The sequence below is a fragment of the Ruegeria hyattellae genome (assembly GCF_041537925.1).
Lineage (GTDB): Bacteria > Pseudomonadota > Alphaproteobacteria > Rhodobacterales > Rhodobacteraceae > Ruegeria_C.
This window is the reverse complement of record NZ_JBGOSH010000006.1, coordinates 225610-245943: the sequence shown is the minus strand read 5'-3', so window position 1 is coordinate 245943 and position 20334 is coordinate 225610. Positions and strand designations below refer to the sequence as shown.

Annotated in this window: 18 protein-coding genes; 8 read left to right on the top strand and 10 right to left on the bottom strand. The window is 62.2% G+C overall.

What is annotated here, in order from left to right; all coding sequences use genetic code 11:
• Positions 1-68: 68 nt before the first annotated feature.
• Positions 69-263, bottom strand: coding sequence for a hypothetical protein (locus AB1E33_RS16635; RefSeq protein WP_372578396.1), 195 nt, complete (start codon positions 261-263; stop codon positions 69-71).
• Between the two features lie 205 nt (positions 264-468).
• Between AB1E33_RS16635 and truA the strand changes: the two genes are divergently transcribed.
• The gene (gene truA, locus AB1E33_RS16630) at positions 469-1236 is read left to right on the top strand and encodes a tRNA pseudouridine(38-40) synthase TruA (RefSeq protein ID WP_372578395.1); all 768 of its coding nucleotides are present in this window, start codon (positions 469-471) and stop codon (positions 1234-1236) included.
• A gap of 6 nt (positions 1237-1242) precedes the next feature.
• On the opposite strand, the gene AB1E33_RS16625 is transcribed toward truA, so the two are convergent.
• The 3 genes from AB1E33_RS16625 to AB1E33_RS16615 are packed head-to-tail and all read right to left on the bottom strand — an operon-like array spanning position 1243 to position 4047.
• Positions 1243-2130 (bottom strand): nickel/cobalt transporter, encoded by an 888-nt coding sequence (locus AB1E33_RS16625; RefSeq protein WP_372578394.1) that lies wholly within the window; start codon positions 2128-2130, stop codon positions 1243-1245.
• Positions 2115-2765, bottom strand: a complete 651-nt coding sequence (locus tag AB1E33_RS16620; RefSeq protein ID WP_372578393.1) for a DUF1007 family protein — start codon at positions 2763-2765, stop codon at positions 2115-2117. Before AB1E33_RS16620 ends, AB1E33_RS16625 begins: the two co-directional genes overlap by 16 nt.
• Positions 2766-2811: 46 nt before the next feature.
• Positions 2812-4047, bottom strand: a complete 1236-nt coding sequence (locus AB1E33_RS16615; protein WP_372578392.1) for an acyl-CoA dehydrogenase family protein — start codon at positions 4045-4047, stop codon at positions 2812-2814.
• Positions 4048-4167: 120 nt separating this feature from the next.
• Here AB1E33_RS16615 and AB1E33_RS16610 point away from each other — a divergent pair, with 120 nt between their 5' ends.
• Entirely contained in the window at positions 4168-5103 is a 936-nt protein-coding gene (locus tag AB1E33_RS16610) for a 2-hydroxyacid dehydrogenase (protein WP_372578391.1), read from the top strand.
• 125 nt (positions 5104-5228) lie between these two features.
• Here the strand turns inward: AB1E33_RS16610 and gcvH are convergent, their stop codons facing one another.
• The 3 genes from gcvH to AB1E33_RS16595 all read right to left on the bottom strand — a co-directional run bounded on the left by gcvH (position 5229) and on the right by AB1E33_RS16595 (position 6873).
• A complete protein-coding gene (gene gcvH, locus AB1E33_RS16605) occupies positions 5229-5588 on the bottom strand; it encodes a glycine cleavage system protein GcvH (protein WP_372578390.1) in 360 nt (119 codons plus the stop codon).
• A 106-nt stretch (positions 5589-5694) separates the two neighbouring features.
• On the bottom strand, positions 5695-6051 hold the full coding sequence (locus AB1E33_RS16600) for a hypothetical protein (RefSeq protein WP_372578389.1): 357 nt from the start codon (positions 6049-6051) through the stop codon (positions 5695-5697).
• Positions 6052-6198: 147 nt separating this feature from the next.
• The gene (locus tag AB1E33_RS16595; RefSeq protein WP_372578388.1) at positions 6199-6873 is read right to left on the bottom strand and encodes an NYN domain-containing protein; all 675 of its coding nucleotides are present in this window, start codon (positions 6871-6873) and stop codon (positions 6199-6201) included.
• Between the two features lie 262 nt (positions 6874-7135).
• Between AB1E33_RS16595 and AB1E33_RS16590 the strand changes: the two genes are divergently transcribed.
• Positions 7136-7486, top strand: a complete 351-nt coding sequence (locus tag AB1E33_RS16590) for a hypothetical protein (protein WP_372578387.1) — start codon at positions 7136-7138, stop codon at positions 7484-7486.
• A 75-nt stretch (positions 7487-7561) separates the two neighbouring features.
• On the top strand, positions 7562-8542 hold the full coding sequence (locus AB1E33_RS16585) for a type I glyceraldehyde-3-phosphate dehydrogenase (RefSeq protein WP_372578386.1): 981 nt from the start codon (positions 7562-7564) through the stop codon (positions 8540-8542).
• A 6-nt stretch (positions 8543-8548) separates the two neighbouring features.
• On the opposite strand, the gene AB1E33_RS16580 is transcribed toward AB1E33_RS16585, so the two are convergent.
• A complete protein-coding gene (locus AB1E33_RS16580; RefSeq protein WP_372578385.1) occupies positions 8549-10531 on the bottom strand; it encodes a DEAD/DEAH box helicase in 1983 nt (660 codons plus the stop codon).
• A 387-nt stretch (positions 10532-10918) separates the two neighbouring features.
• On the opposite strand from AB1E33_RS16580, the gene AB1E33_RS16575 reads away from it, so the two are divergent.
• The 4 genes from AB1E33_RS16575 (at position 10919) to AB1E33_RS16560 (ending at position 18323) form a co-directional block, all read left to right on the top strand.
• Positions 10919-11503 (top strand): VOC family protein, encoded by a 585-nt coding sequence (locus tag AB1E33_RS16575; protein ID WP_372578384.1) that lies wholly within the window; start codon positions 10919-10921, stop codon positions 11501-11503.
• Between the two features lie 185 nt (positions 11504-11688).
• Entirely contained in the window at positions 11689-13494 is a 1806-nt protein-coding gene (locus tag AB1E33_RS16570; RefSeq protein ID WP_372578383.1) for an autotransporter assembly complex protein TamA, read from the top strand.
• Positions 13491-17918, top strand: a complete 4428-nt coding sequence (locus tag AB1E33_RS16565) for a translocation/assembly module TamB domain-containing protein (protein WP_372578382.1) — start codon at positions 13491-13493, stop codon at positions 17916-17918. The genes AB1E33_RS16570 and AB1E33_RS16565 overlap by 4 nt, the downstream gene beginning before the upstream one ends.
• Positions 17919-17978: 60 nt before the next feature.
• The gene (locus AB1E33_RS16560; protein ID WP_372578381.1) at positions 17979-18323 is read left to right on the top strand and encodes a hypothetical protein; all 345 of its coding nucleotides are present in this window, start codon (positions 17979-17981) and stop codon (positions 18321-18323) included.
• 10 nt (positions 18324-18333) lie between these two features.
• Here AB1E33_RS16560 and AB1E33_RS16555 read toward each other — a convergent pair whose 3' ends face one another.
• Both AB1E33_RS16555 and AB1E33_RS16550 read right to left on the bottom strand, forming a co-directional pair.
• On the bottom strand, positions 18334-19314 hold the full coding sequence (locus AB1E33_RS16555) for a Gfo/Idh/MocA family protein (protein ID WP_372578380.1): 981 nt from the start codon (positions 19312-19314) through the stop codon (positions 18334-18336).
• Between the two features lie 3 nt (positions 19315-19317).
• Positions 19318-20241, bottom strand: a complete 924-nt coding sequence (locus AB1E33_RS16550; protein ID WP_372578379.1) for a glucokinase — start codon at positions 20239-20241, stop codon at positions 19318-19320.
• Between the last annotated feature and the right edge of the window lie 93 nt (positions 20242-20334).

Genomic DNA, 20334 nt, shown 5'->3' with positions numbered 1-20334 from the left:
GCATGCTTGTTGGCCCGGAGGGTCCTGATCCTCGTGAAGTGCAAACCCCTCTCATCGCCCCGCGCTTTTTAGTCAGAAAAACGGCGTGTGACATCTGCATCTTCTTCGGAATTTTCTCTTGCATCTGTCTCTTTAAACATGGGCACAGAGACTCCCGATAATGCCGTGGCGTCAATATGACGAGACCCCACTGAAAACCCGCGCGATCCGGCCTCGGTTCGATCATCGCTCAGCAATTGCCGGGTTTCCGCGATCTCCGCCATGAACGATTCGCGCCCAGGGTCGGAAGCTTGTGAGGGCTCGAATACTCGACCGGATCACGGCCTCGGACAAGCAATATGCCATCAAGGGTCTTCGAGGTGAACCGGCCCAAATATGCCAGATCACCCGGATTGGGTCGCCTCCGACTGCAGAACGGCGCGCCTTGCCCGCTGGACATCATTGCCTCGGTTGGGTACCTGCGCGGCCATGCCACGTTATGCGTTGAAAGTCGAGTACCAGGGCGCGCCCTTTGCCGGGTGGCAGCGCCAGAAGGATCAGCCTTCGGTGCAGGGTGCGATCGAGGCGGCTTTGGCCCGTCTGGAACCGGGGGTGCATACGATTGCCGCAGCGGGCCGCACCGATGCAGGCGTGCATGCCCTGGGTCAGGTGGCGCATTGCGATCTGGTCAAGGAGTGGGACCCGTTCCGGCTCTCCGAGGCGCTGAACCATCATCTGAAGCCCGACCCCGTGGCCATTGTCGCAGCGGTACAGGTAGACGGTGACTGGCACGCGCGGTTCTCGGCCATCGAACGGTGCTATCTGTTTCGCATCCTGATGCGCCGTGCGCCCGCCACCCATGAGGCGGGACAGGTCTGGCGGGTCAACCAACAGCTTGATGTGGCGGCCATGCAGCGGGCGGCGGACCTCTTGCTGGGTCGGCATGATTTCACCACTTTCCGCTCTTCGATCTGTCAGGCGGCAAGCCCGGTCAAGACACTGGATGAATTGCGCATCGAGCCGGTCACGGGCTTCTCTGGCCCCGAGATGCATTTCCACGTCCGCGCCCGCAGCTTCCTGCACAATCAGGTGCGCAGCTTTGTCGGCACGCTGGAGCGTGTTGGTGCGGGGGCCTGTACACCAGAGGATGTGCGCAACGCGCTGGAGGCCCGCGACCGTGCCGCTTGCGGTCCGGTCTGTCCACCGCAGGGACTTTATCTGGCGCAGGTCCGTTATCCCGAGCCGGTCTTCGACTGACCAACCTCAGAGCGCGCGCATCATCAGACCACCCGCCACCATAGCCACCACCAGCCCTGCCATCAGTTCGACCAGCGGCAACACCCGCGCCGCCTGCTGGAACGCATTGGCAGATCCGGCAATGCCGCCGCGCATGCCCGTGGCAGCCAGACCGACCGCGATGGTGACACTTGCTGTGCCCAGCGCCATGGCGAAGGCTCCGGCGATACCGGCCCCGCCAATCCCCATCTGCCAGGTGATCAGCAACACAAACAGAGCGCCGGTGCAGGGCCGGATCGCGATACTTGCGATCAGCGCCAACGCCTCACGCGGGGTCGAGACCTGATCGATCTCGCCCAGATCGGGGCCGTGTTTGTGGCCACAGCTTTCGCAGGTGTCGTGGTCATGCGCATGCGTGTCGCGTTGACGCATCAGCCGCCGCACCCCGCGCCAGACCAGCCAGAGTCCGACCAACGCAATCGCTCCGTAACTGAGCGGCGCCATGACATCCTCGGTCACGCCGACCAGACGCTCGCGCGTCATGTCGAACAGGAAAACCCCGGCATAGACGATCGCCACCGCCGTCACCGCCTGCCCCAAGCTGGCCAGCAACGAGATCACGCTCAACCGCAGCCACGGCACCTTTCGGCCCAGCCCGTAGCCCCCGATCAACACCTTGCCATGCCCCGGCCCGACTGCATGAAAGAACCCATAGGCAAAGCACAGCCCCATCAGCAGCCAGAGCGCACCCTCATGTCCGGCTCTCAATCCGCGCAACGCGCCCGCGATCTGGTTCTGGAAGGCGCGCTGCTCACCTGCGGCCCAGACCGAAAGCTGATCGAAGCCGCCCCCGGCCCAGAGCCACAGCAGCAAAGCGGCGGCGACACCAACCGGCAGGATCAGGAGTTTGGACATGTGATCCGAATCTCGGTGGCGAATTCCGCGCCGATCATCGGAATGTCGTTCTCTTCCAGATCGGCATTGGCATCCAAGGTCAGCAAAAAGGCCTGCATATCGCGCAACTTCTGGTCGATATCGGGGTCAACGCGGTCGGTCATGCAGGTATTGCCCCCCGAAACGCGCACCGGAAGCGTAAGGTCATAACTAGTGTAGAAGCTTTCGTCATACGCCCTGAGCGACAGCGTCTCGCCCAGCATGGCCGGCTGCCCTGTCACTTCGCGCAGATGGGAGGTTACGATACGCCCGTCGCGCAACTCTGCCGTGGGTTCCAGCGGGCCGGAGAGTTTCAGCGCCTGCCCACCAAGCCGCACATCCAGATCGCCGGTGAACCCGGGCACCCAGTTCATGTCGAACCCGGTCAGACGCCTGCTCTCTTCCGGAGTCAGATTGTTGTCGGCATCCTGGTCCAGCTGCAATTCCTCGAGGATCAGCAGCGAGTAGAAATCGTCATAGGCCCAGGTGACGCGCACATGGATCAGCCGGTTCTGATCATCAAAGATCACCTCCAACCCGGTATCCACGAATACATGCGGATGCGCGGTCAGACCGACCGGCAAAAGGCACAGGGCAAGAGGCAACGCGCGTTTCATGCGCAGAAGATAGGACGCGCCCTGCGGCTGTGCAACGCAAGGATGCTCAAACCTTCTCCTGGGTGTATTTCCGCAGTTCGGTCCGCGCGACCTGCCGCCGATGCACTGCGTCCGGGCCATCGGCCAGACGCAGCGTCCGAACATGGGTCCAGGCAGTGGCCAGCGGCGTGTCCTGACTGATGCCCTGCGCGCCGAACATCTGCGCCGCCTCGTCGATCACTTTGAGCGCCACCCGCGGCGCGATCACCTTGATCTGCGAGATCCAAGGGGCCGCAGCCCGCGCATCGCCCTGATCCATGTACCATGCTGCCTTGAGGCACAGCAGGCGTGCCATCTCGATCTCCATCCGGCATTCGGCGATGATGTCGTAGTTCGCGCCAAGCTGGGCCAACCGCTTGCCAAACGCCTCGCGCTGCAGCGCGCGTCTGCACATCTGTTCCAGCGCGGTTTCCGCCTGTCCGATGGCGCGCATGCAATGGTGGATGCGGCCCGGCCCCAGGCGACCTTGAGCAATCTCGAACCCGCGCCCCTCGCCCAAAAGGATGTTTTCGACAGGAACCCGCACATCGGTGAAACGGATATGCATATGCCCGTGCGGCGCGTCGTCATGGCCATAGACCTGCATCGGACGCAGAACCTCGATACCGGGGGTGTCGGCGGGCACCACGATCATCGAATGGCGCTGATGTTTGGGCACCTCGTCATCGCCGGTGCGTACCATCACGATATAGACCCGGCAGCGCGGGTCGCCCGCACCCGAGGCCCACCATTTCTCGCCATTGAGTACATATTCCGCCCCATCCCGCAGGCAGGACATCGAGATATTAGTGGCATCGGACGAGGCCACATCCGGCTCTGTCATCAGATAGGCCGAACGGATCTCGCCTTCCAGCAGCGGCGCCAGCCATTCGGCCTTCATGGCGTCGGTGCCGTAACGCTCGAACACTTCCATATTGCCGGTATCGGGCGCCGAACAGTTGAACACTTCGGCCCCCAGCGGGGTCTTGCCCATCTCTTCGGCAAAATAGGCATATTCAACCGTTGTCAGACCGAATCCCCGCTCGCTATCGGTCAGCCAGAAATTCCACAGCCCGGCTGCCTTGGCTTTGGCCTTCAACCCTTCGAGGATCTCGGCTTGCCGGTCGGTGTATTGCCAGCGGTCGCCCTTGGCCACTTCGCCTTGATATTCATCTTCCAGCGGCATGACTTCGTCGCGAATCATCGCGCTGACACGGTCCAGAAGCGCGCGGTGTTCGTCCCGCATCCCAAAGCTCATTGTCATGACATTTCTCCTGTGCCCGAATTGCCGGGCTTTACCTTTGATCCGAGGATGACTTAGCTGGGCGGCAGATGTCCAGTTGGTTGACGAAACGTCATCCCACCAAAAAAAGGAGGCACGCCCATGGCGCTGTTGATCAATGTCGGCCACGGCGGATGGATGACGGATGCGGAAATCGCCGAAACCGTGCGCGCGCATGATCCGGGCGCGGATGTGCGGCCGCTGGCCGAGCCGGGCGATCTGAGCGACGTGACGATGCTGGCCGTGTCGAAGCTGAACCCGGACTTGCCAAGCCGGCTGCCTAATCTGAAACTGGTGCAGAAACTTGGCGCGGGCGTGGAAACCATCGTCCGCCACCCGGCCCTGCCCGATCACGTCCGGGTCACCCGACTGAAACCCGAAGCCCCTGCGCGCGAAATCGCCGAGTGGTTTCTGACCTATATCCTGAACGCGCAGCGTCAGGGGGACCGCTATCGACGCCAGCAGGTGCAGGCGGACTGGTCTCCGACAGCCCCACTCGTGACGTCTGAAACGGTGGTGGGCGTCCTGGGACTGGGCCACATCGGCGGCCATACTGCACGACTGCTGGGGCAACTCGGCTTTCAGGTCCATGGCTGGAGCCGGTCGCCGAAATCGCTGCCCGATGTGACCTGCCACCACGGTCAATACGCCCTGCCAGCCATGTTGGGGGGCTGCGATCATGTCTGCGCCATCCTGCCCAGCACGCCCGAAACGACCGGGTTCTTCGATGCGCAAAGGCTCGCCGCGATGAAACCGGGCAGTCAGTTGCTGAATGCCGGTCGTGGTGACCTGATCGACGAGACCGCGCTGCTGCAGGCACTGGACGGCGGAACGCCCGGCCACGCGGTGCTGGATGTGGTCAGCCAGGAACCGCTGCCCGCTGACAACCCGCTCTGGCAGCACTCCAGTGTCACCATTACTCCGCATGTATCGGGTTGGCACCTCGGGGATGCCCTGAAAGATGTGGCAGAAAACCTGCGCCGCCTGATCGCGGGTGAGGCGCTGTTGCACGAGGTCGACCGCGCGCGCGGCTATTGAGATCAGAGCGACCCCCGCCGCTAGCGCCAATGCCTGTCCGCAAGGACAGGTCAGCAAAAAAAGCGGCGGGCCTATGGCCCGCCTCATTCTGGAAACAGCCCGGTCAGTCTCCGCAGCGCGCCCGGTCAGCCAATGAATTTGTTATAGCCGGCCTCGTCCATGTAATCATCCATCGGCGACATGTCAGACACCTTGATCTTGAAGAACCACCCCGCGCCGGTCGCGTCCTCGTTGACCTTGCCGGGTTCGTCGGCAAGCGCCTCGTTCACCTCCACAACCTCGCCATCCAGAGGCGCGAGGATATCCGACGCGGCCTTGACGCTTTCAATCACCACGATCTCGTCATCCTTGGCCACCTCGGTGCCAATCTCGGGCAGTTCGACAAAGACGATGTCACCCAGCTGTTCAGCGGCATGAGCGGTAATACCCACCGTCACCACATCATCCTCGACGATCAGCCATTCATGTTCTTCGGTATATTTCATGTGGTTTTCCCTTGACCTATCGCGTGTTGCCCCAACCGGCAGCGCCAAGCCTATGGCGCAGCGCGCCACCGGCGCAAGACCTCACTGCCGCACATCTCACGTAAGTTCAGGGCACAAGCAACCACCTGCCATCAGCCTGCCGACACATGCGGCTACGAATCTGAACCGGCTGTTCGGCCCCTTTGGGATGCGCGATCTGGCGCAGGAACCCGCAATTGTCGCGCATCTCCTGCAAGGTGACCGAGCCCCTGGAGTTGGTCGCCGGATTGTTCCAGGCCACCGTCTTGCCGACCTGCGGCACGCCATTCACCACCAGTTGCCCCATCGCCTGCTGCATCAGTTGAAAATCCTCGGGCGACAACCCGCTTTCGGCGATGATGCGGGATAGCGGTTTGGCCTGCGACTGGGCAGCGAGCCCGACCAGGGCAAAACTCAGACATAACGTCAGGAAGATCTGTTTCATGGCATGCTCTTGGATAAAATGCGTTGCCGACATGCTGTCACGGTCCGTCAGCGTCGTCCAGAGCGCAATCGGAAAACCTAAAAAACGGTTCTCAGGCCAAATTGCGCTTTAAAACAGCGGTGTAGAACATGGGCCATGAGATGAATATCAGGACCCATTCCCTGGCACCGCATTGGCGGTTGCTTTTCGGTTTTCTGCCACCCCAAGGTCCAGCCACAGACGCCCTGACTTGTAACCGCCCCGGATCAGGTGACCCGGCTTTATGATTTCGGGATGATCATCGACCCAGTCCCGGTACCGGTCATTTGTCACAACCGGCCCGCCCAGATCCCGTGCAGCTGTCAGGATGTAAGGATCGGCAGGCACGCCTTTGGGCACCACCATCACCCGCTCTTCCTTCAGGCCCAGCATCCGGCCCAGATGGGCGTCATGCCGGTATGTTCCCGAGATCAGGTATCCGGCATTCGCATCGAACATCACACCGGGCGCGTATCCCAGCCTCGTCAGGTGATCGACTACCTCGCGCACCGTTTCGATCTGAGGTGTCCCATCCTTCCAGTACATGACGTTCGAGCCATCGAGGATGATCCAGTTTTTCGACCTGCCGCGCGCCGGTTTCGTCCGCGGCCCTTTGCTGCGTGGGGCTTTTGCGGGCGGGGCATCGTCGCGTCCGGACCAGCGCGCAATCATCAGGTGGTCGTGCAGCAGGATCAAAATACCCGCCACGGCGCAAGGACCAGCAAGCAGAAGAAGGCTGGACCAAGCCGGCAGTATCAGCGCCACAACGACGCCGATCAGGCACAAAATAACGAACAAGAACATCACAAACATAAAGCAAACGCGCAATCTGACCCAAGCCGACCGGCACAGCGCAGCACGCCAGCCGTCTCAGCATATTTCACATGGCGTCAGTGGTCTCAAGATTCAATCTGTGGATGAACTCTACCAAATGACATCATGCCTTGAGTGAATTCGTCCCCGTGCCTTTTGAGACGCGACTTTCACGCATCGGGTTGCAAGGGCTTCACAGCAGGGTAAAAATTTGCTGTGGTTCACGCAGATACCGCATCCATGGAGATGACTTATGAAGATTCGCGCAGCCCTGTTGGTCGCACCCGTACTGCTTGGCCTTGGCGCTTGCGGCGATCAATTTGCACTGCCGGGTGGCCAGAACGCCTATCCCAGCAAGAATGTCTCGGTCATGAGCCGGACATGGGCCGTGCGGCAGGTGTCTGATGCGCCGGTTGTCTATCGGGCGACGCGCGACATGAACAACCTCAACCCGTTCGGCCCGCCCGCGCGGCCGCGCCCGGTGCAGGCCAGCGCCGCGATCAGCCAGGCGACGGGATGCCGGGTTCTGGGCAACACGATGTATGAAAACATCTCGGGCCAGTTCTTTGCCCAGGTGCAGTGCCCCGCCGCCCCGGCCTCGTAAGCGCCTAACCGGCTAAATTGTATCAATATTGCGGCTGTCGTTGAGCTATCCGCCAAGCGCTGGCATATCTGCGGCATGAGACTCGCGATCAACGGATTTGGCCGGATCGGCCGCACCATACTGCGTCAGATACTGGCCTTGCCGCAAGGCGCAGGCATCGAATTGCTTTGCGTCAACGACATCGCGCCCCTGCAGACCTGCGGCTATTTGTTCCAATATGACAGCACCTTCGGCCCCTACCCGGGCCGCGTCGAAACTGCGCCTGACGCGCTTGTCGTGGACGGGCTGCATATTCCCTTCACTCATAACGACGATCTGAGCCGGATCGATCTGAACGGCGTTGACGTTCTGCTGGATTGCACCGGCATTGCCCGCACGTCCGATGTGGCGCGCCGGGGGTTGCAGGCGGGCTCGCGCAAAGTGTTGATCTCAGGGCCGTCGCCCGGCGCCGAACTCACTGTGGTTCTGGGTGCAAACGAGGATCAGTTAGGTGAAGCGCAGATCGTATCAAACGCGTCCTGCACCACCAACGGATTGGCGCCGCTGGTCAAGATGATCCACCAGATCGCCGGGATCGAGACGGCGCACATGACGACGATTCATTGCTACACCAATAGCCAGCCCATGGTGGACGCGCCGCGCGGCGACTTGGCGCGGTCGCGTGCCGGGGCGCTGTCGATGGTGCCCACCACCACAAGCGCCACGCATCTGGTGAACGAGGTTCTGCCGGAACTGGCCGGGCGCATCAGCGGCGCGGCTGTCCGAGTGCCCTCCGCCAGCGTGTCGGCCGTGGATCTTGTGGTGCAGCTGTCACGCGACTGCGACGAGGACAGCTTTGTCGATACCCTGCGCGCCGCGATAGAGGCGTCGCCTATCCTTGGCTGGACCGACCTGCCGCTGGTCTCGTCCGATCTGCGCGCCCGACCCGAATCGCTGGTGATCGCAGGCCCCGAGACCCGGATGACCGGAGCGCGTCAGCTGCGCGTCTTTGGCTGGTACGACAATGAATGGGGCTTTTCGGCGCGGATGCTGGATGTGGCCAGGCTGATGGCCTGACCACCGCTACCTCTTCTTATTGCCGCCCTTGCGTTTGGGCGCCCCCATGCCACCGGGTTTGCCTGCAGCCGCCCGACGCGCGCGGTTCTTCTTGCTCGACGGCTTTCCAACGGGAGGCTTGGGCCCGCGCTGACCATCACCTTTGCCGTCAGGACGTTTCGGTCCGGGGCCCGACGGTTTGCGCGGCTTCACGGGTTCCACCACAACCGCCTCGGAGGACTGCGCCGCTGCTGGTTTTGGTCCTTTCCGGTGCGCGGGTTTCGCGCCCGGTTTGGGCTTTTTCATACGCGGGTTAGGGTCGTCATTCCAATCCACCGGCACGGTGGTGCCCGGCGTATTGCCTTTGGCCTGTGGCCCGGCATCGCGCGGCTTGTGGGCAGCGGGGGCTGAGGGTTTGTCGTGACGCGGACCGCGATCCAGCTTCGGCGGAGTTGCAAGACGGGTCAGCGCCGCGCCACCTTCCAGTACCATCTCGGAGCCTATGGCCGCCAGAAAGCCCTGAACCGCACTTTCGCGCATTTCGATCAGCGATTCCTTGGGCTGGATGCGGATGGCGCCGACATCCTCGCGCGAGATGTTGCCCCGCTTGCATAGCATCGGCAGCAACCGCCGCGGCTCGGCACCCACGGCGCGCCCGCCCTCCAGCGCGAACCAAACGCTGGGGCCAAACGGCGCGCGCGGCTTTGGTGCTTCACTGATGTCTGAAAGTTCCTCGGGTGCTGAGTGTCGCTCGCGATAGAGCCTGAGATAGGCCGCCGCGATCTGTTCGGTGGTGAAGGCCTGGGTCAGCGTCGTGACCATGTCCCGATCCGAGTCCGCGACCGGCGTTTGCCAGTCCGGACTGGCCAGCATCCGCTCTTCATCCTGGGCCGAGACCGCTTCGGCGGACGGCGCTTCTGCCCATTCCGCCGTCAGTTTCGCCCAGCCCAGCAGGCGCTGCGCCTTTTTCTGCGCGACAGGCGGCACAATCAGGGCGCTGACACCCTTGCGCCCGGCCCGGCCCGTCCGGCCCGAGCGGTGCAGCAGTGTTTCCTGGTTGCTGGGCAGTTCCGCGTGGATCACCAGATCGAGGTTCGGCAGGTCGATTCCGCGCGCGGCAACATCGGTGGCCACGCAGACCCGCGCGCGTCCGTCACGCATCGACTGCAGGGCATGGGTGCGCTCGGTCTGCGACAGTTCTCCGGACAGGGCCACGACCGAGAATCCACGGTTCGACAGGCGCGTGGTCAACCGGTTGACCATCGCTCGGGTGTTGCAGAAGACGATTGCGTTGGGCGCCTCGTAATAACGCAGCACATTTATGATCGCGTTCTCGCCATCGCGCGCCGACACTTTCAGCGCGCGATAGTCGATATCTGCGTGCTGGCTGGCCCCGCTGGTAGTGGCGATGCGCAGCGCATCCTTCTGATAGCTCTTTGCCAGCTTGGCGATGGCCGGGGGGACGGTAGCCGAGAACAGCAGCGTCTGGCGCTCTGCCGGGGCGTTTTCCAGGATGAACTCCAGATCCTCGCGAAAGCCCAGATCCAGCATCTCGTCGGCTTCGTCGAGCACTACGGCACGCAGCGCGCTCAGGTCGATCGAGCCGCGCATGATGTGGTCGCGCAAACGCCCCGGCGTGGCAACAACGATGTGGCTGCCGCGTGTTAGCGCGCGGCGTTCGTCGCGCATGTCCATCCCGCCCACGGTCGAGGTCACGATGGCGCGCGTATTTTCATAGAGCCAGCCAAGTTCCCGCTTGACCTGCAAAGCAAGCTCGCGCGTCGGTGCGATCACCAGGGCCAGCGGCGCATCCGCCCGTTCGAACACGTCACTCTCGCCAAGAATCCCCGGTGCAATGGCCAGGCCAAAGCCAAGGGTCTTGCCCGACCCGGTCTGGGCCGAGACCAGCAGGTCCTGACCGATGGTTTCGGGGGCCGTCACCGCCTCTTGCACGGCAGTGAGGGAAGTGTATCCACGCGCGTCCAGCGCCTCAGCGAGTGTCTTCTTCACAGCCGGTCCATCTTCTTGTTGTTACCTGATCTGGAGGCGCGAGATTGCTATACCGGCCAACAAAGAGGCGCGTGTAGACCTTTGGTTGCGGCATGTACAGGGCACTCTTTACCGTAACTCAGGTGACGCGCAGGCAAAAAGGGCGTTTAGGGGCCTGATTTCAGGCGGTTTGCCGCCGGGCTGCGCGTCAGACGCATGGCGGCTATGCCGCCTCGAGCCAGACTCTAGTATGCGTTGCCGACTGCAAAATCGACGCTCATAGCTCCCGCGAACAACACTGCCATCGTGCGGCGGTTTCGCACCGCCGGAAAATAACCGCGGCTGGCGCGGCGGAGTGCACCATCCTAATGTGGGCTATCCGTTTCGCCATGCAGGACACGCCCTCTCATGATCGCCATTACCGGCCTCAGCCACATCTCGGTCAATGTCGACGACATTGATGCCGCCCTTGCCTATTACCAGTCCCTTCTGGGGGCCGAGCCGCTGCAGATCTTTCCGAATTTCCGCAACGAGGGCTTTGCCAGAAGCGCCGGGTTTGGCGACAGCTGGGATCAGACCGATGTCTCGATCGCGTTCATGGAGCTGCCCAGCAATGCGCTCACGCTGGAACTGATGCAGTATCACAGCCCCGAGGGACAAGTGCTGGATCACGATCTGTCGCCAACGGATCGCCGCCGCGTGGCGCATATCGCGCTCAAGGTCACGGGTATCGATGCTGCCTTTGCGCATGTGCGGGCGCAGCCCGGCACGCGCATGATCTCGAATGCGCCCGACTATCGCCCGGAACGGATCAGCCCAATGACACCCTCCGATTTCCGTTTTTTTGATCCTGCGGCTGAGGCGGATGCAGCCCAGAAACAAGCGACAGCCGAGATCGTGAGCAACATCCGGTTTTTCTATTTCGTCGACCGTTACGGCATTCAGTGGGAGTGCGAGGAAGGACATCACGATATCGGCGATCCGACCGGGTGAATGCCATGCTGAGCACCTGGTGCCACCATTTCGTGGGGTGCCGGGCACAAAATACGGACAGAATCCAGCAGCAGGCACAAAATACGTTTCCGATACAGGCCCGGCATGTGATAACTGGTCACAAGCACGGTGCCTGTGAAAACGGCAAACCGTCGGCATTGAGTTGAGGCAATTCGGAGCGGACCATGACAGGTCTCGGCAAGTGGAAAGCGGTTATCCTCGGCTGCGTGGTGACCTGTGTGACACTGTCACCTGCGGCACTCTGGTCGCTGGAGAGCTCGCTGTCGGCCCCCGGCGCCTCAGAGGACCTGCGCGAAAAGCTTGAAGAGGGCTCGTCGGTGCTGAACGCCGAGACGCGCGGCCTCGACACGCCTCTGGAACTGCTGTCGGCAGCGCTGGCGGATTACCGGACGCTGGTGCAGATCCTTTATGATGCGGGATATTTCAGCCCGGTGGTGAACATCCGCCTCGACGGACAGGAGGCGGCGGATATCGACCCGTTGAACACCCCCGGTGCGATCAAGTCGGTTAATATCTCGGTCAAGACCGGACCTTCCTTCACTTTTGGCACGGCGGAAATCGCGCCGCTGGCGCGGGACACTGAACTGCCGACCGATTTCGCCCCCGGTCGCCCGGCCAGCACCGGCACCATTCAGGGCGCCGCCACCGCCGCTGTGCAAGGCTGGCGCGATGTCGGACACGCCAAGGCCGCGATCGGCGGGCAGAAGATCACCGCTCGCCACACCCAGGCTCGTCTGGACGCGCAGATCGACGTGGCCGAGGGGCAGCAACTGACCTTCGGCACGCTCCATATCAAGGGAGATACCCGCGTCCGGCCCGAATCGATCTATCGGATCGCGGGCTTTCCGACCGGCGAGGTCTATTCCCCCGCCCAGGTCCAGCAGGTCGGAACCCGGCTGCGCCGTACCGGCACGTTCAGCAGCGTCCGGGTCACCGAATATGAGACCGCAAACCCCGATGGCAGCCTCGATTTCGACGCCACTTTCGAGGACATGCCGCCAAGACGGCTGAGTTTCGGGGCCGAGATCTCGTCGAACCAGGGCATGGACCTGAGTTTTGCCTGGTATCACCGAAACGTGTTCCGCCGCGCTGCAAGGTTCAAGTTCGAAGCCGCTCTGCGCAATATCGGCGGCGACGAGGATATCGACGGACGTGTCGGCATGCGGCTGGACATGCCCGACCGGCTGGGTCCGGATGACAGCATGTTTTACCTGGCCCAATGGGAACGGCGCAACCGCGAGCATTATGACATCTCGACCCTGCTTCTGGGTGTCGGGGCGCGGCGGGTGTTCTCGCCGGTACTGTTTGCCGAGGCCTATCTGGCCGCCAGCGATGCCAAGTCAGATGACGCGTTCGGCGATGACCGCCCGTTCCGGTATGTGCTGCTGCCGATCCGGGCCGAATGGGACCGCCGCGACAACAAGGTCAACCCGACACGCGGCTTCTTTCTTGACGGGCGGTTCACGCCATTGCTGGGAATTTCCGGCACCAAATCCGCCGCCCAGCTCTATGCTGATGGCCGCACCTATTTTGATGTCGCGTCAAATGGCAATTTGGTGCTGGCGGGACGGGTCCAATGGGGCTCGGTCGGTGGCCCGGCATTGCCCGGGATTTCCCCGGAATACCTATTCTTTTCCGGCGGCGCAGGCACCGTGCGGGGCCAGCCCTATGAAAGCCTTGGCATTCCCGTGGGGGACGAGGTCGCGGGCGGAAAGTCGTTTCTGGGCCTGTCTGCCGAGATACGCGGGCGGGTCACCGAAAGCATCTCGCTGGTGGGGTTTTATGACTACGGCATGGTCGGCGCCGATGCCATCGTGACCGGTGACTCAGAAAGTCACTCTGGCGCCGGGCTTGGCCTGCGGTATGATCTGGGAGGGTTCGGCCCGCTGCGGGTCGACCTTGCCATGCCGGTCAGCGGAGATACCGGTGACGGGCTGCAATTCTATATCGGGATCGGACAGGCGTTTTGATCAGGCCAGCCACATATGCAATCGCGGTCACGATCTGCCTTACTCAGATTCCCGGCCCAGCAACGGCCCAGGAAGAGTCCGGTGGCATGCTGGTCGATTTCCTTGAGGATACGCTGTCCGGCGACGGCCGACATCTGAAAGTGGTCGGGCTGGAGGGCGCGCTGAGTTCGCGCGCCACAATTGAGGAAATCACCGTCTCGGATGATGACGGCGTCTGGCTGACGATCAAGAACGCGGAACTGGACTGGAACCGGCTTGGCCTGCTGCGGGGGCGGTTTTCGGTCAACACGCTGTCCGCAGAAGAGATCGACATCGCGCGCGCGCCCGAGCCGATTGAGCAGGACACGCCACCGCCCGATCCGGGCGCCTCGAGTTTTCAGGTGCCGGAGCTGCCGGTGTCCGTCAATATCGGCGAGTTGCGAGTCGACAAGCTGAGCCTGGGCGAACCGCTGATCGGACGCGCAGCGGTGCTGGAGGTCAAGGGCGACCTGTCGCTGGCCGATGGCACGCTTGACACGCATCTGGATGTGACCCGGCAGGACCGCCCCGGCGACAGCATCAAGCTGGCCGCCGGTTACGCCAATTCAAGCACCCAGATCACGCTGGACTTACAGGTGATCGAGGATGCCGGCGGGATCATTTCTACCGCGCTGAAATTGCCCGACGCGCCGCCCCTGCTGCTGAGTGCCAAGGGTGAAGGGCCAGTGGATGACTTCACCGCCGATATCGGCCTGACCAGCGACGACACAGAGCGGGTCAAGGGTCAGGTCCGGCTGCGGGGTGTGCCGACCCCGGATGCCGAGGATGAGACCAGCATCGCCTTTTCGGCGGATGTCGGCGGCGATCTGACACCGTTCCTGCAATCCCGCTTCGATCCGTTTTTCGGAACCGATACGCGGCTGGTCGTCGATGGCCGCAGCGACCCTGATGGCGCGCTGTCTATTTCTGAACTGGACCTGACCTCGCAAGCGTTGCGGCTTGAAGGCGAGGTGGAACGCAGCGCCGAAGGTCTGTTGGAAAAATTGGCCATTCAGGGCCGCATTACCCCGCCCGGCGGCGATACGGTCGTGCTGCCGGTGGCCGATCCGGTCACCGAACTGAAAAGGGCGGAGTTTTCGCTGCTGCTGGATGCGGCAAACGGCGATAGCTGGTATCTCAACCTGAGCGCCAAGTCACTCGCGACGCCGGACATGTCGCTGGACCAGCTGAAGCTCGGTGCCCAGGGTACGCTGGACCAGTCCGGCACCAAGGAATTGAGCGGCGATCTGCAGGCCGCCCTGGACGGGTTGAGCTTCAGCGATGCGGCGCTGGCACAGGCAGCGGGCGACACGATCACGCTGGATGGATTCTTTGACCTGCTTGGCGATGGCGAGCTGAAACTGTCAGAGTTCGACCTGCGCAGCGGAGATGTCACGGCGCAGGCGGATGTGGACATCAAGGGGCTGAACAGTGGCTTCGAGATGGATGGCACCGTTAAGCTGGACGCAGCGGACCTGTCTCGGTTTTCCGGCGTGGCGGGGCGTGATCTGGCCGGGTCGCTCAAGGCCGATCTGAACGGTACCGGCGCACCGCTGGGCGGCAGCTTCGACTTCGTCCTGAGCGCCGATGGCACCGGCCTGAAAAGCGGGATGGACGAGATCGACCCGCTGCTGAATGGGCCGGTTTCCATCTCCCTCGACGCGCTGCGCGACACCGAGGGGATAACGGTCCGGCAAGTCACGCTGAAGGGCGAGACACTGTCGGTGGACGCCGCTGCGACACTGACCGGATCAGAGGGTGACTTCAGCGGCGACGGGCGCGCCACCGTGGCCGCAGAGGACCTTTCGCTGTTCTCGAAACTGGCCCAACGCGATCTGGCCGGGGCGCTAAATGCCGAAATCAAAGGCAGCGGGGCGATCAAGGACAAGCATTTCGACATTCAGATGAGTGCGAAAGGGCGAGACCTGAAAAGCGGAATGGCACAGGTCGATCCGCTGCTGACTGGCGACACAAGCATCCAACTGGACGCAAAGAATGACAGCGAGGGCCTGACCCTGCGCGACTTCAAGGTCAATGGCCGCAGCTTCTCGGCTGAGGCCACGGGTATGGCGACCGGGATCGACAGCGGGGAGTATGCCGTCTCGGAGGCGGATGTGAGCCTTTCCGCCAAAGACCTGTCGATCTTTTCCGACCTGGCGGGCCGGGAGCTGGCCGGGACCTTGACGGCAGCGCTCAAGGGCAGCGGAGCGCTCAAAGATCGCAGTATTGACATTCAGGCCCAGGCCTCGGGCAGCGATCTGAAAAGCGGCATGGCGCAGATCGACCCGCTGATTGCAGGCGATGTGAAGATCACTATCGACGCCGCCAACGCCGATGACACGCTGACCATCCGCGATTTCGATCTGGCGGCCGACACACTCAAGGCCAGCGGTGCAATCACCGTGTCGGGGATCGAAGCGCAGCAGATCGGCGCCAAAGGCAACATCAAGGCCAGCGCCTCGGACCTGTCGGTCTTTTCCGATCTGGCGCAGCGCGATCTGGGCGGGTCGGTGGCGCTGAAACTGGACGGCTCAGGCGCGGTGAGCGATCAGACCTTCGACATCCAGCTTGACCTGCACGGGCAAAACCTGCGCAGCGGGATCGAACAGCTGGACAAGCTGATCACCGGGCGCACCACGCTGAAGGCAGACGCGGCAAATACCTCTGAGGGTCTGGACATCCGTAGTTTCGACCTCAACGCCACTGCGATTTCAGCCCAGGCCAGCGGCACTTTGCAGCAGGCCGGTGGCAATCTGAAATTCACGGCCACACTGGATGACGTGGGCCGGATCACCACGCTGACCAAGGGACAGATGAAGCTTGACGGGGACGTGTCGCGCACCGGATCGGGCTTTGATGGCGTTGTTCAATTGAACGGTCCGGATTCGTCTTTTGCCAAGCTCGACGGTTCGGCCGAACTGAACGGCAATGCCGATTTTGACTTTGAGGCCAAGCTCGACCGGGTCGAGCGGCTGGTGCCCGACTTCCCCGGCTCGCTATCGGCCAGCGGCAACGCGCGCCGCGACGACGGCGTCTGGACCATCGATGGCAAGGCCACCGGTCCGGCAGATGTCTCGACAACGCTCAGCGGTACCTTTGACGAGGCGACGGGCAGCGCCGACATGGCCGCCAAGGGGCAGATCAATATCGGCATCGCCAACACTTTCATCTCACCCAACCAGATCGACGGCACCGCGCAATTCGATCTCGCGCTTAAGGGCCAACCCGCGCTTGACGCGCTGAGCGGCACCATTTCGACCAACGGCGCGGCGCTGGCCATCCCCGGCGCGCGCCAGACGCTGACCGGTATCAATGGCACAGTGACAATGGCCAACAGCGCCGCAACCATTGCGATGAACGCGGCTATCCGCTCCGGCGGCAACATTCAGGTCAGCGGCCCGATTCAGCTGACACCGCCGCTGAACACCGATATCAGTATCGCGCTCAACCAGTTGGTTCTGACCGACAACCTGCTTTATGACACGCTGTTAAATGGGCAGATCGCCATCACCGGCGCGCTGGCGGGCAACAGTTCCATCGGCGGGCGGATTGATGTCGGCGAGACCAATATCAACCTCAATGCCGCCACAGGATCAGCCAGTGCCGCCCCGATTCCCGACATCACCCATGTGGGCGAATCCAGAGCGGTCTACCAAACGCTGCGACATGCCGGGCTGATCAGGGAGGACGACGGCGAAGATCGTAGCAATTCGACGACTGCGCTGAATATCGACATCTTGGTTCCCAACAAGATGTTCGTACGCGGGCGCGGGCTGAGCGCGGAACTGGGCGGCGCGATCAATATTGGTGGGACTACCGCTTCGGTCTCGCCCTCCGGCCAGATCGAGCTGATCCGAGGCAATCTTGACCTGCTCGGGCGGCGGCTGGATCTGACAAAGGGGATCATCGCCCTGCAAGGCAATCTGAACCCCTATATCGAATTCGAATCGACCACCACTACATCGGACGGTCAAGCGACACTTGAGATCTCGGGCCCGATAGATCTGCCCGAAGTCAAGGTCTATTCCGATCCCGAACGCCCCCCAGAAGAGGCGCTGGCGATGCTGCTCTTCGGCAACCGCTTTTCGCAACTGTCGCCCTTGGTGCTGGCGCAAATGGCGACCTCGCTGGCGCAACTGAGCGGCGCAGGCGGCGACGCGACCAAGGGTTTGCGTGAAAGCACCGGGCTGAGCAATGTCGATGTCGGAGCCGAAGAAAGCGGTGCCGGGCGGTTTGGTGCGGGGGCGTATCTGAGCGATGAGCTTTATACCGATTTCACGGTCAATACCGAAGGTGAGACCGAGGTGAACCTGAATCTGGATGTGACCGACAGCATCACGCTGAAGGGCAGCGTCGACAATACCGGCAGCACCGGGATAGGCGTGTTCTTCGAACGCGACTATTGAATGGTGGACCGTGATATCGACCTGTAGCGCGATACCATAAACAGAAGGGAAGAGGCCAGGATGACGACACCGGAAATGCGAAACTCCACAGGCAGGATCACCCTGCTGCTGACCACCACAGCTGCGATCCTGCTCACATCCGCATGCTCCATGCAGCCGCTCAAGAATCCTTCGACGAAGCCTGTCAATTGCGCTACGGCGGAAGGTGATCTGCGCGCTTTGAATTCGGAACAGAAATATGCGCAGAGCCAGGAGCTTATCTCGGCCACCGCGATCACGCCCGCAGGCGCGCTGCTCGGGATTGCGACAGACACCGAGAATGAGAAGCTGGAAATCCTGACGGGTGACTACCAGAATAAGCTGGATACTCGCATCGCCGAGATCAAGGCCAAGTGTAAGCTATAGCGGGCACTGCTCAGGGCCGACCACCTGCGGCATAGATTCCGTCGATCACCTGCTGAACCTGCTTGGACATCTCAAGCGGAAAGACCGGGCTGCGGTCGCCGCGGCAGGCGCCGACAAAGGCATCGGCCTGACGCTCGTACTGATTCACGTCAAACCTGTAGACTGTCTGCTTGGTGTTTTTCTGATCGTGCAGCACAATCTCGGCATAGCCGTAATTAACCGCGTTGAACGGTGCACGCACGTCAATCCAGCCGGCCTCACCCATGAACCGCATCGATTGATGTAGCGCCATCTGGCTGGAGACGTGGAAGGACAGGTTGAACCCGTCAAAGGCGACATTGGCGCGGGCGTATATATCGGTTCCGAACTCAGGCGAGTAATCGACCTGGCCGGTCACCTTGCCCGGTTCGGCACCGGTGGCCAGCAATGTCGTCACCACCGGATAGACTCCGATATCGGGCAAGGCGCCGCCACCCAGATCGGGCTGGTTGCGCATGTTGCCGGGGTCGGTCAGGTGATAGGAAAACCCACCGGTCACCTGGCGCAGCCGCCCGATCGCGCCCTCGGCGATCAGCTCGCGTACCTTGTGCCATTGCGGGTGATAGGCGACCATGAACGCTTCGGAAATCAAGCGCCCGAAGCTGTCGCGCGCGGCGATGATCGGATCGATCTCTTCGGCCCTCAGGGCGATGGGTTTCTCGCAGAGCACATGTTTGCCCGCCTGCGCCGCGCGGATCGACCATTCGGCATGATGCGCCGTCGGGATCGGCAGGTAAACACCGTCAATGTCAGGATCAGCCAGCAACGCGTCATAGTCGCCGTACCATTGCGGCGCACCGAACCGTGCGGCCTCGGCTTGCGCCTTTGCGGGATCGCGGCTGGCGATCGCATGGATCACTCCGCTGGCAGAGCGGGCAATTGCGGGCAGGACCTGCTCTCGTCCAATCTTGGAAGTTGACAGGACCCCCCAGCGAAAAAGCCTGTTCTGCATGCCCTACACTCCCTCTCCGGATGTCACGAAATGCGCCGCCCCGATCAGCGCGGCGGCGTCATCGGCGATCAGCCGGATCGGCACGCGCATGACCTGATCACCCAGCACACCATCCGTTTCGAAGGCGGCAAGGAACTCGGATACAGCCGCCGACCCAAGGATACCGCGCGCAGCACCTCCGGCGAAATGTATTCCTGCCAGCGGCAAGTATTGCAAAACCAACTCGCGGGTCATCATCCCCAAGAGCCGCGCGCTAAGCAACACCGTACGCTGCGCCTCTCGGCCCTCGCCCAGTGCGAACTGCGTCAGGATCTGCGGTCCCGGCACGTGTTCGCCCGAGATCGCGTGATGCAACCGCGCCAGACCGCGCCCAGAAAACAGGTCTTCGTTGGTTCGGAACCGTTCCGCACCCGCACCCATTTCGACACGCAGGGCATCCGCGACGCTTACAGGCAAGCTGGCATGACCCAGTTCCGCCTCGACCACCGTCGCGCCCTTGAGCAAACAGGCATTAAACCCGGTCCCTGCACCGGCCACCAGCGCCTGGTCATTTGCCGACGGTCCCGGCACGTGCCGTATCTCGGTCAGTTGCTCGGGGCGCAGATGCGGCAGCGCGTATCCCAGCGCCACAAGGTCATTGGTCAACCGCACGCGATCGGTGCCACCCAGAACATCGCGCAGCCTGTCGATGTCGAAATGCCAGTCCCGATTGGTGAGTTGCGCGTGATCGGCGTTGACCGGACCCGCGACGGCAACACAGCAGGCCTCGACCCCTGGACTTCCGGTGCTGATGCGATAGTCCTGCAACACCTCGTAGAACGAAGAATAGCGATCGTTTTCATACCGCTTGACGGCGGTTGGAACCCCATCCCGGACCATGGCAAGCCGGGCATTGGTCCCCCCTACATCGGCAACAAGAACGGACATTGACCTTCCTCATCTGGTACTGTGCATAGGGTCCGGGGCAAAACCGGCGACCCAGAAAAGTGACCGCCCCATGCATGCCATTTGGCTTAGAAA

Coding starts and splice junctions, on each gene's coding strand:
- gcvH (WP_372578390.1), bottom strand. CDS start 5,588: ATGAAATATACCGAAGAACATGAATGGCTGATCGTCGAGGATGATGTG.
- AB1E33_RS16610 (WP_372578391.1), top strand. CDS start 4,168: ATGGCGCTGTTGATCAATGTCGGCCACGGCGGATGGATGACGGATGCG.
- AB1E33_RS16560 (WP_372578381.1), top strand. CDS start 17,979: ATGACGACACCGGAAATGCGAAACTCCACAGGCAGGATCACCCTGCTG.
- AB1E33_RS16570 (WP_372578383.1), top strand. CDS start 11,689: ATGACAGGTCTCGGCAAGTGGAAAGCGGTTATCCTCGGCTGCGTGGTG.
- AB1E33_RS16595 (WP_372578388.1), bottom strand. CDS start 6,873: ATGTTCTTGTTCGTTATTTTGTGCCTGATCGGCGTCGTTGTGGCGCTG.
- AB1E33_RS16585 (WP_372578386.1), top strand. CDS start 7,562: ATGAGACTCGCGATCAACGGATTTGGCCGGATCGGCCGCACCATACTG.
- AB1E33_RS16590 (WP_372578387.1), top strand. CDS start 7,136: ATGAAGATTCGCGCAGCCCTGTTGGTCGCACCCGTACTGCTTGGCCTT.
- AB1E33_RS16615 (WP_372578392.1), bottom strand. CDS start 4,047: ATGACAATGAGCTTTGGGATGCGGGACGAACACCGCGCGCTTCTGGAC.
- AB1E33_RS16635 (WP_372578396.1), bottom strand. CDS start 263: ATGGCGGAGATCGCGGAAACCCGGCAATTGCTGAGCGATGATCGAACC.
- AB1E33_RS16620 (WP_372578393.1), bottom strand. CDS start 2,765: ATGAAACGCGCGTTGCCTCTTGCCCTGTGCCTTTTGCCGGTCGGTCTG.
- truA (WP_372578395.1), top strand. CDS start 469: ATGCCACGTTATGCGTTGAAAGTCGAGTACCAGGGCGCGCCCTTTGCC.
- AB1E33_RS16600 (WP_372578389.1), bottom strand. CDS start 6,051: ATGAAACAGATCTTCCTGACGTTATGTCTGAGTTTTGCCCTGGTCGGG.
- AB1E33_RS16625 (WP_372578394.1), bottom strand. CDS start 2,130: ATGTCCAAACTCCTGATCCTGCCGGTTGGTGTCGCCGCCGCTTTGCTG.
- AB1E33_RS16555 (WP_372578380.1), bottom strand. CDS start 19,314: ATGCAGAACAGGCTTTTTCGCTGGGGGGTCCTGTCAACTTCCAAGATT.
- AB1E33_RS16550 (WP_372578379.1), bottom strand. CDS start 20,241: ATGTCCGTTCTTGTTGCCGATGTAGGGGGGACCAATGCCCGGCTTGCC.
- AB1E33_RS16575 (WP_372578384.1), top strand. CDS start 10,919: ATGATCGCCATTACCGGCCTCAGCCACATCTCGGTCAATGTCGACGAC.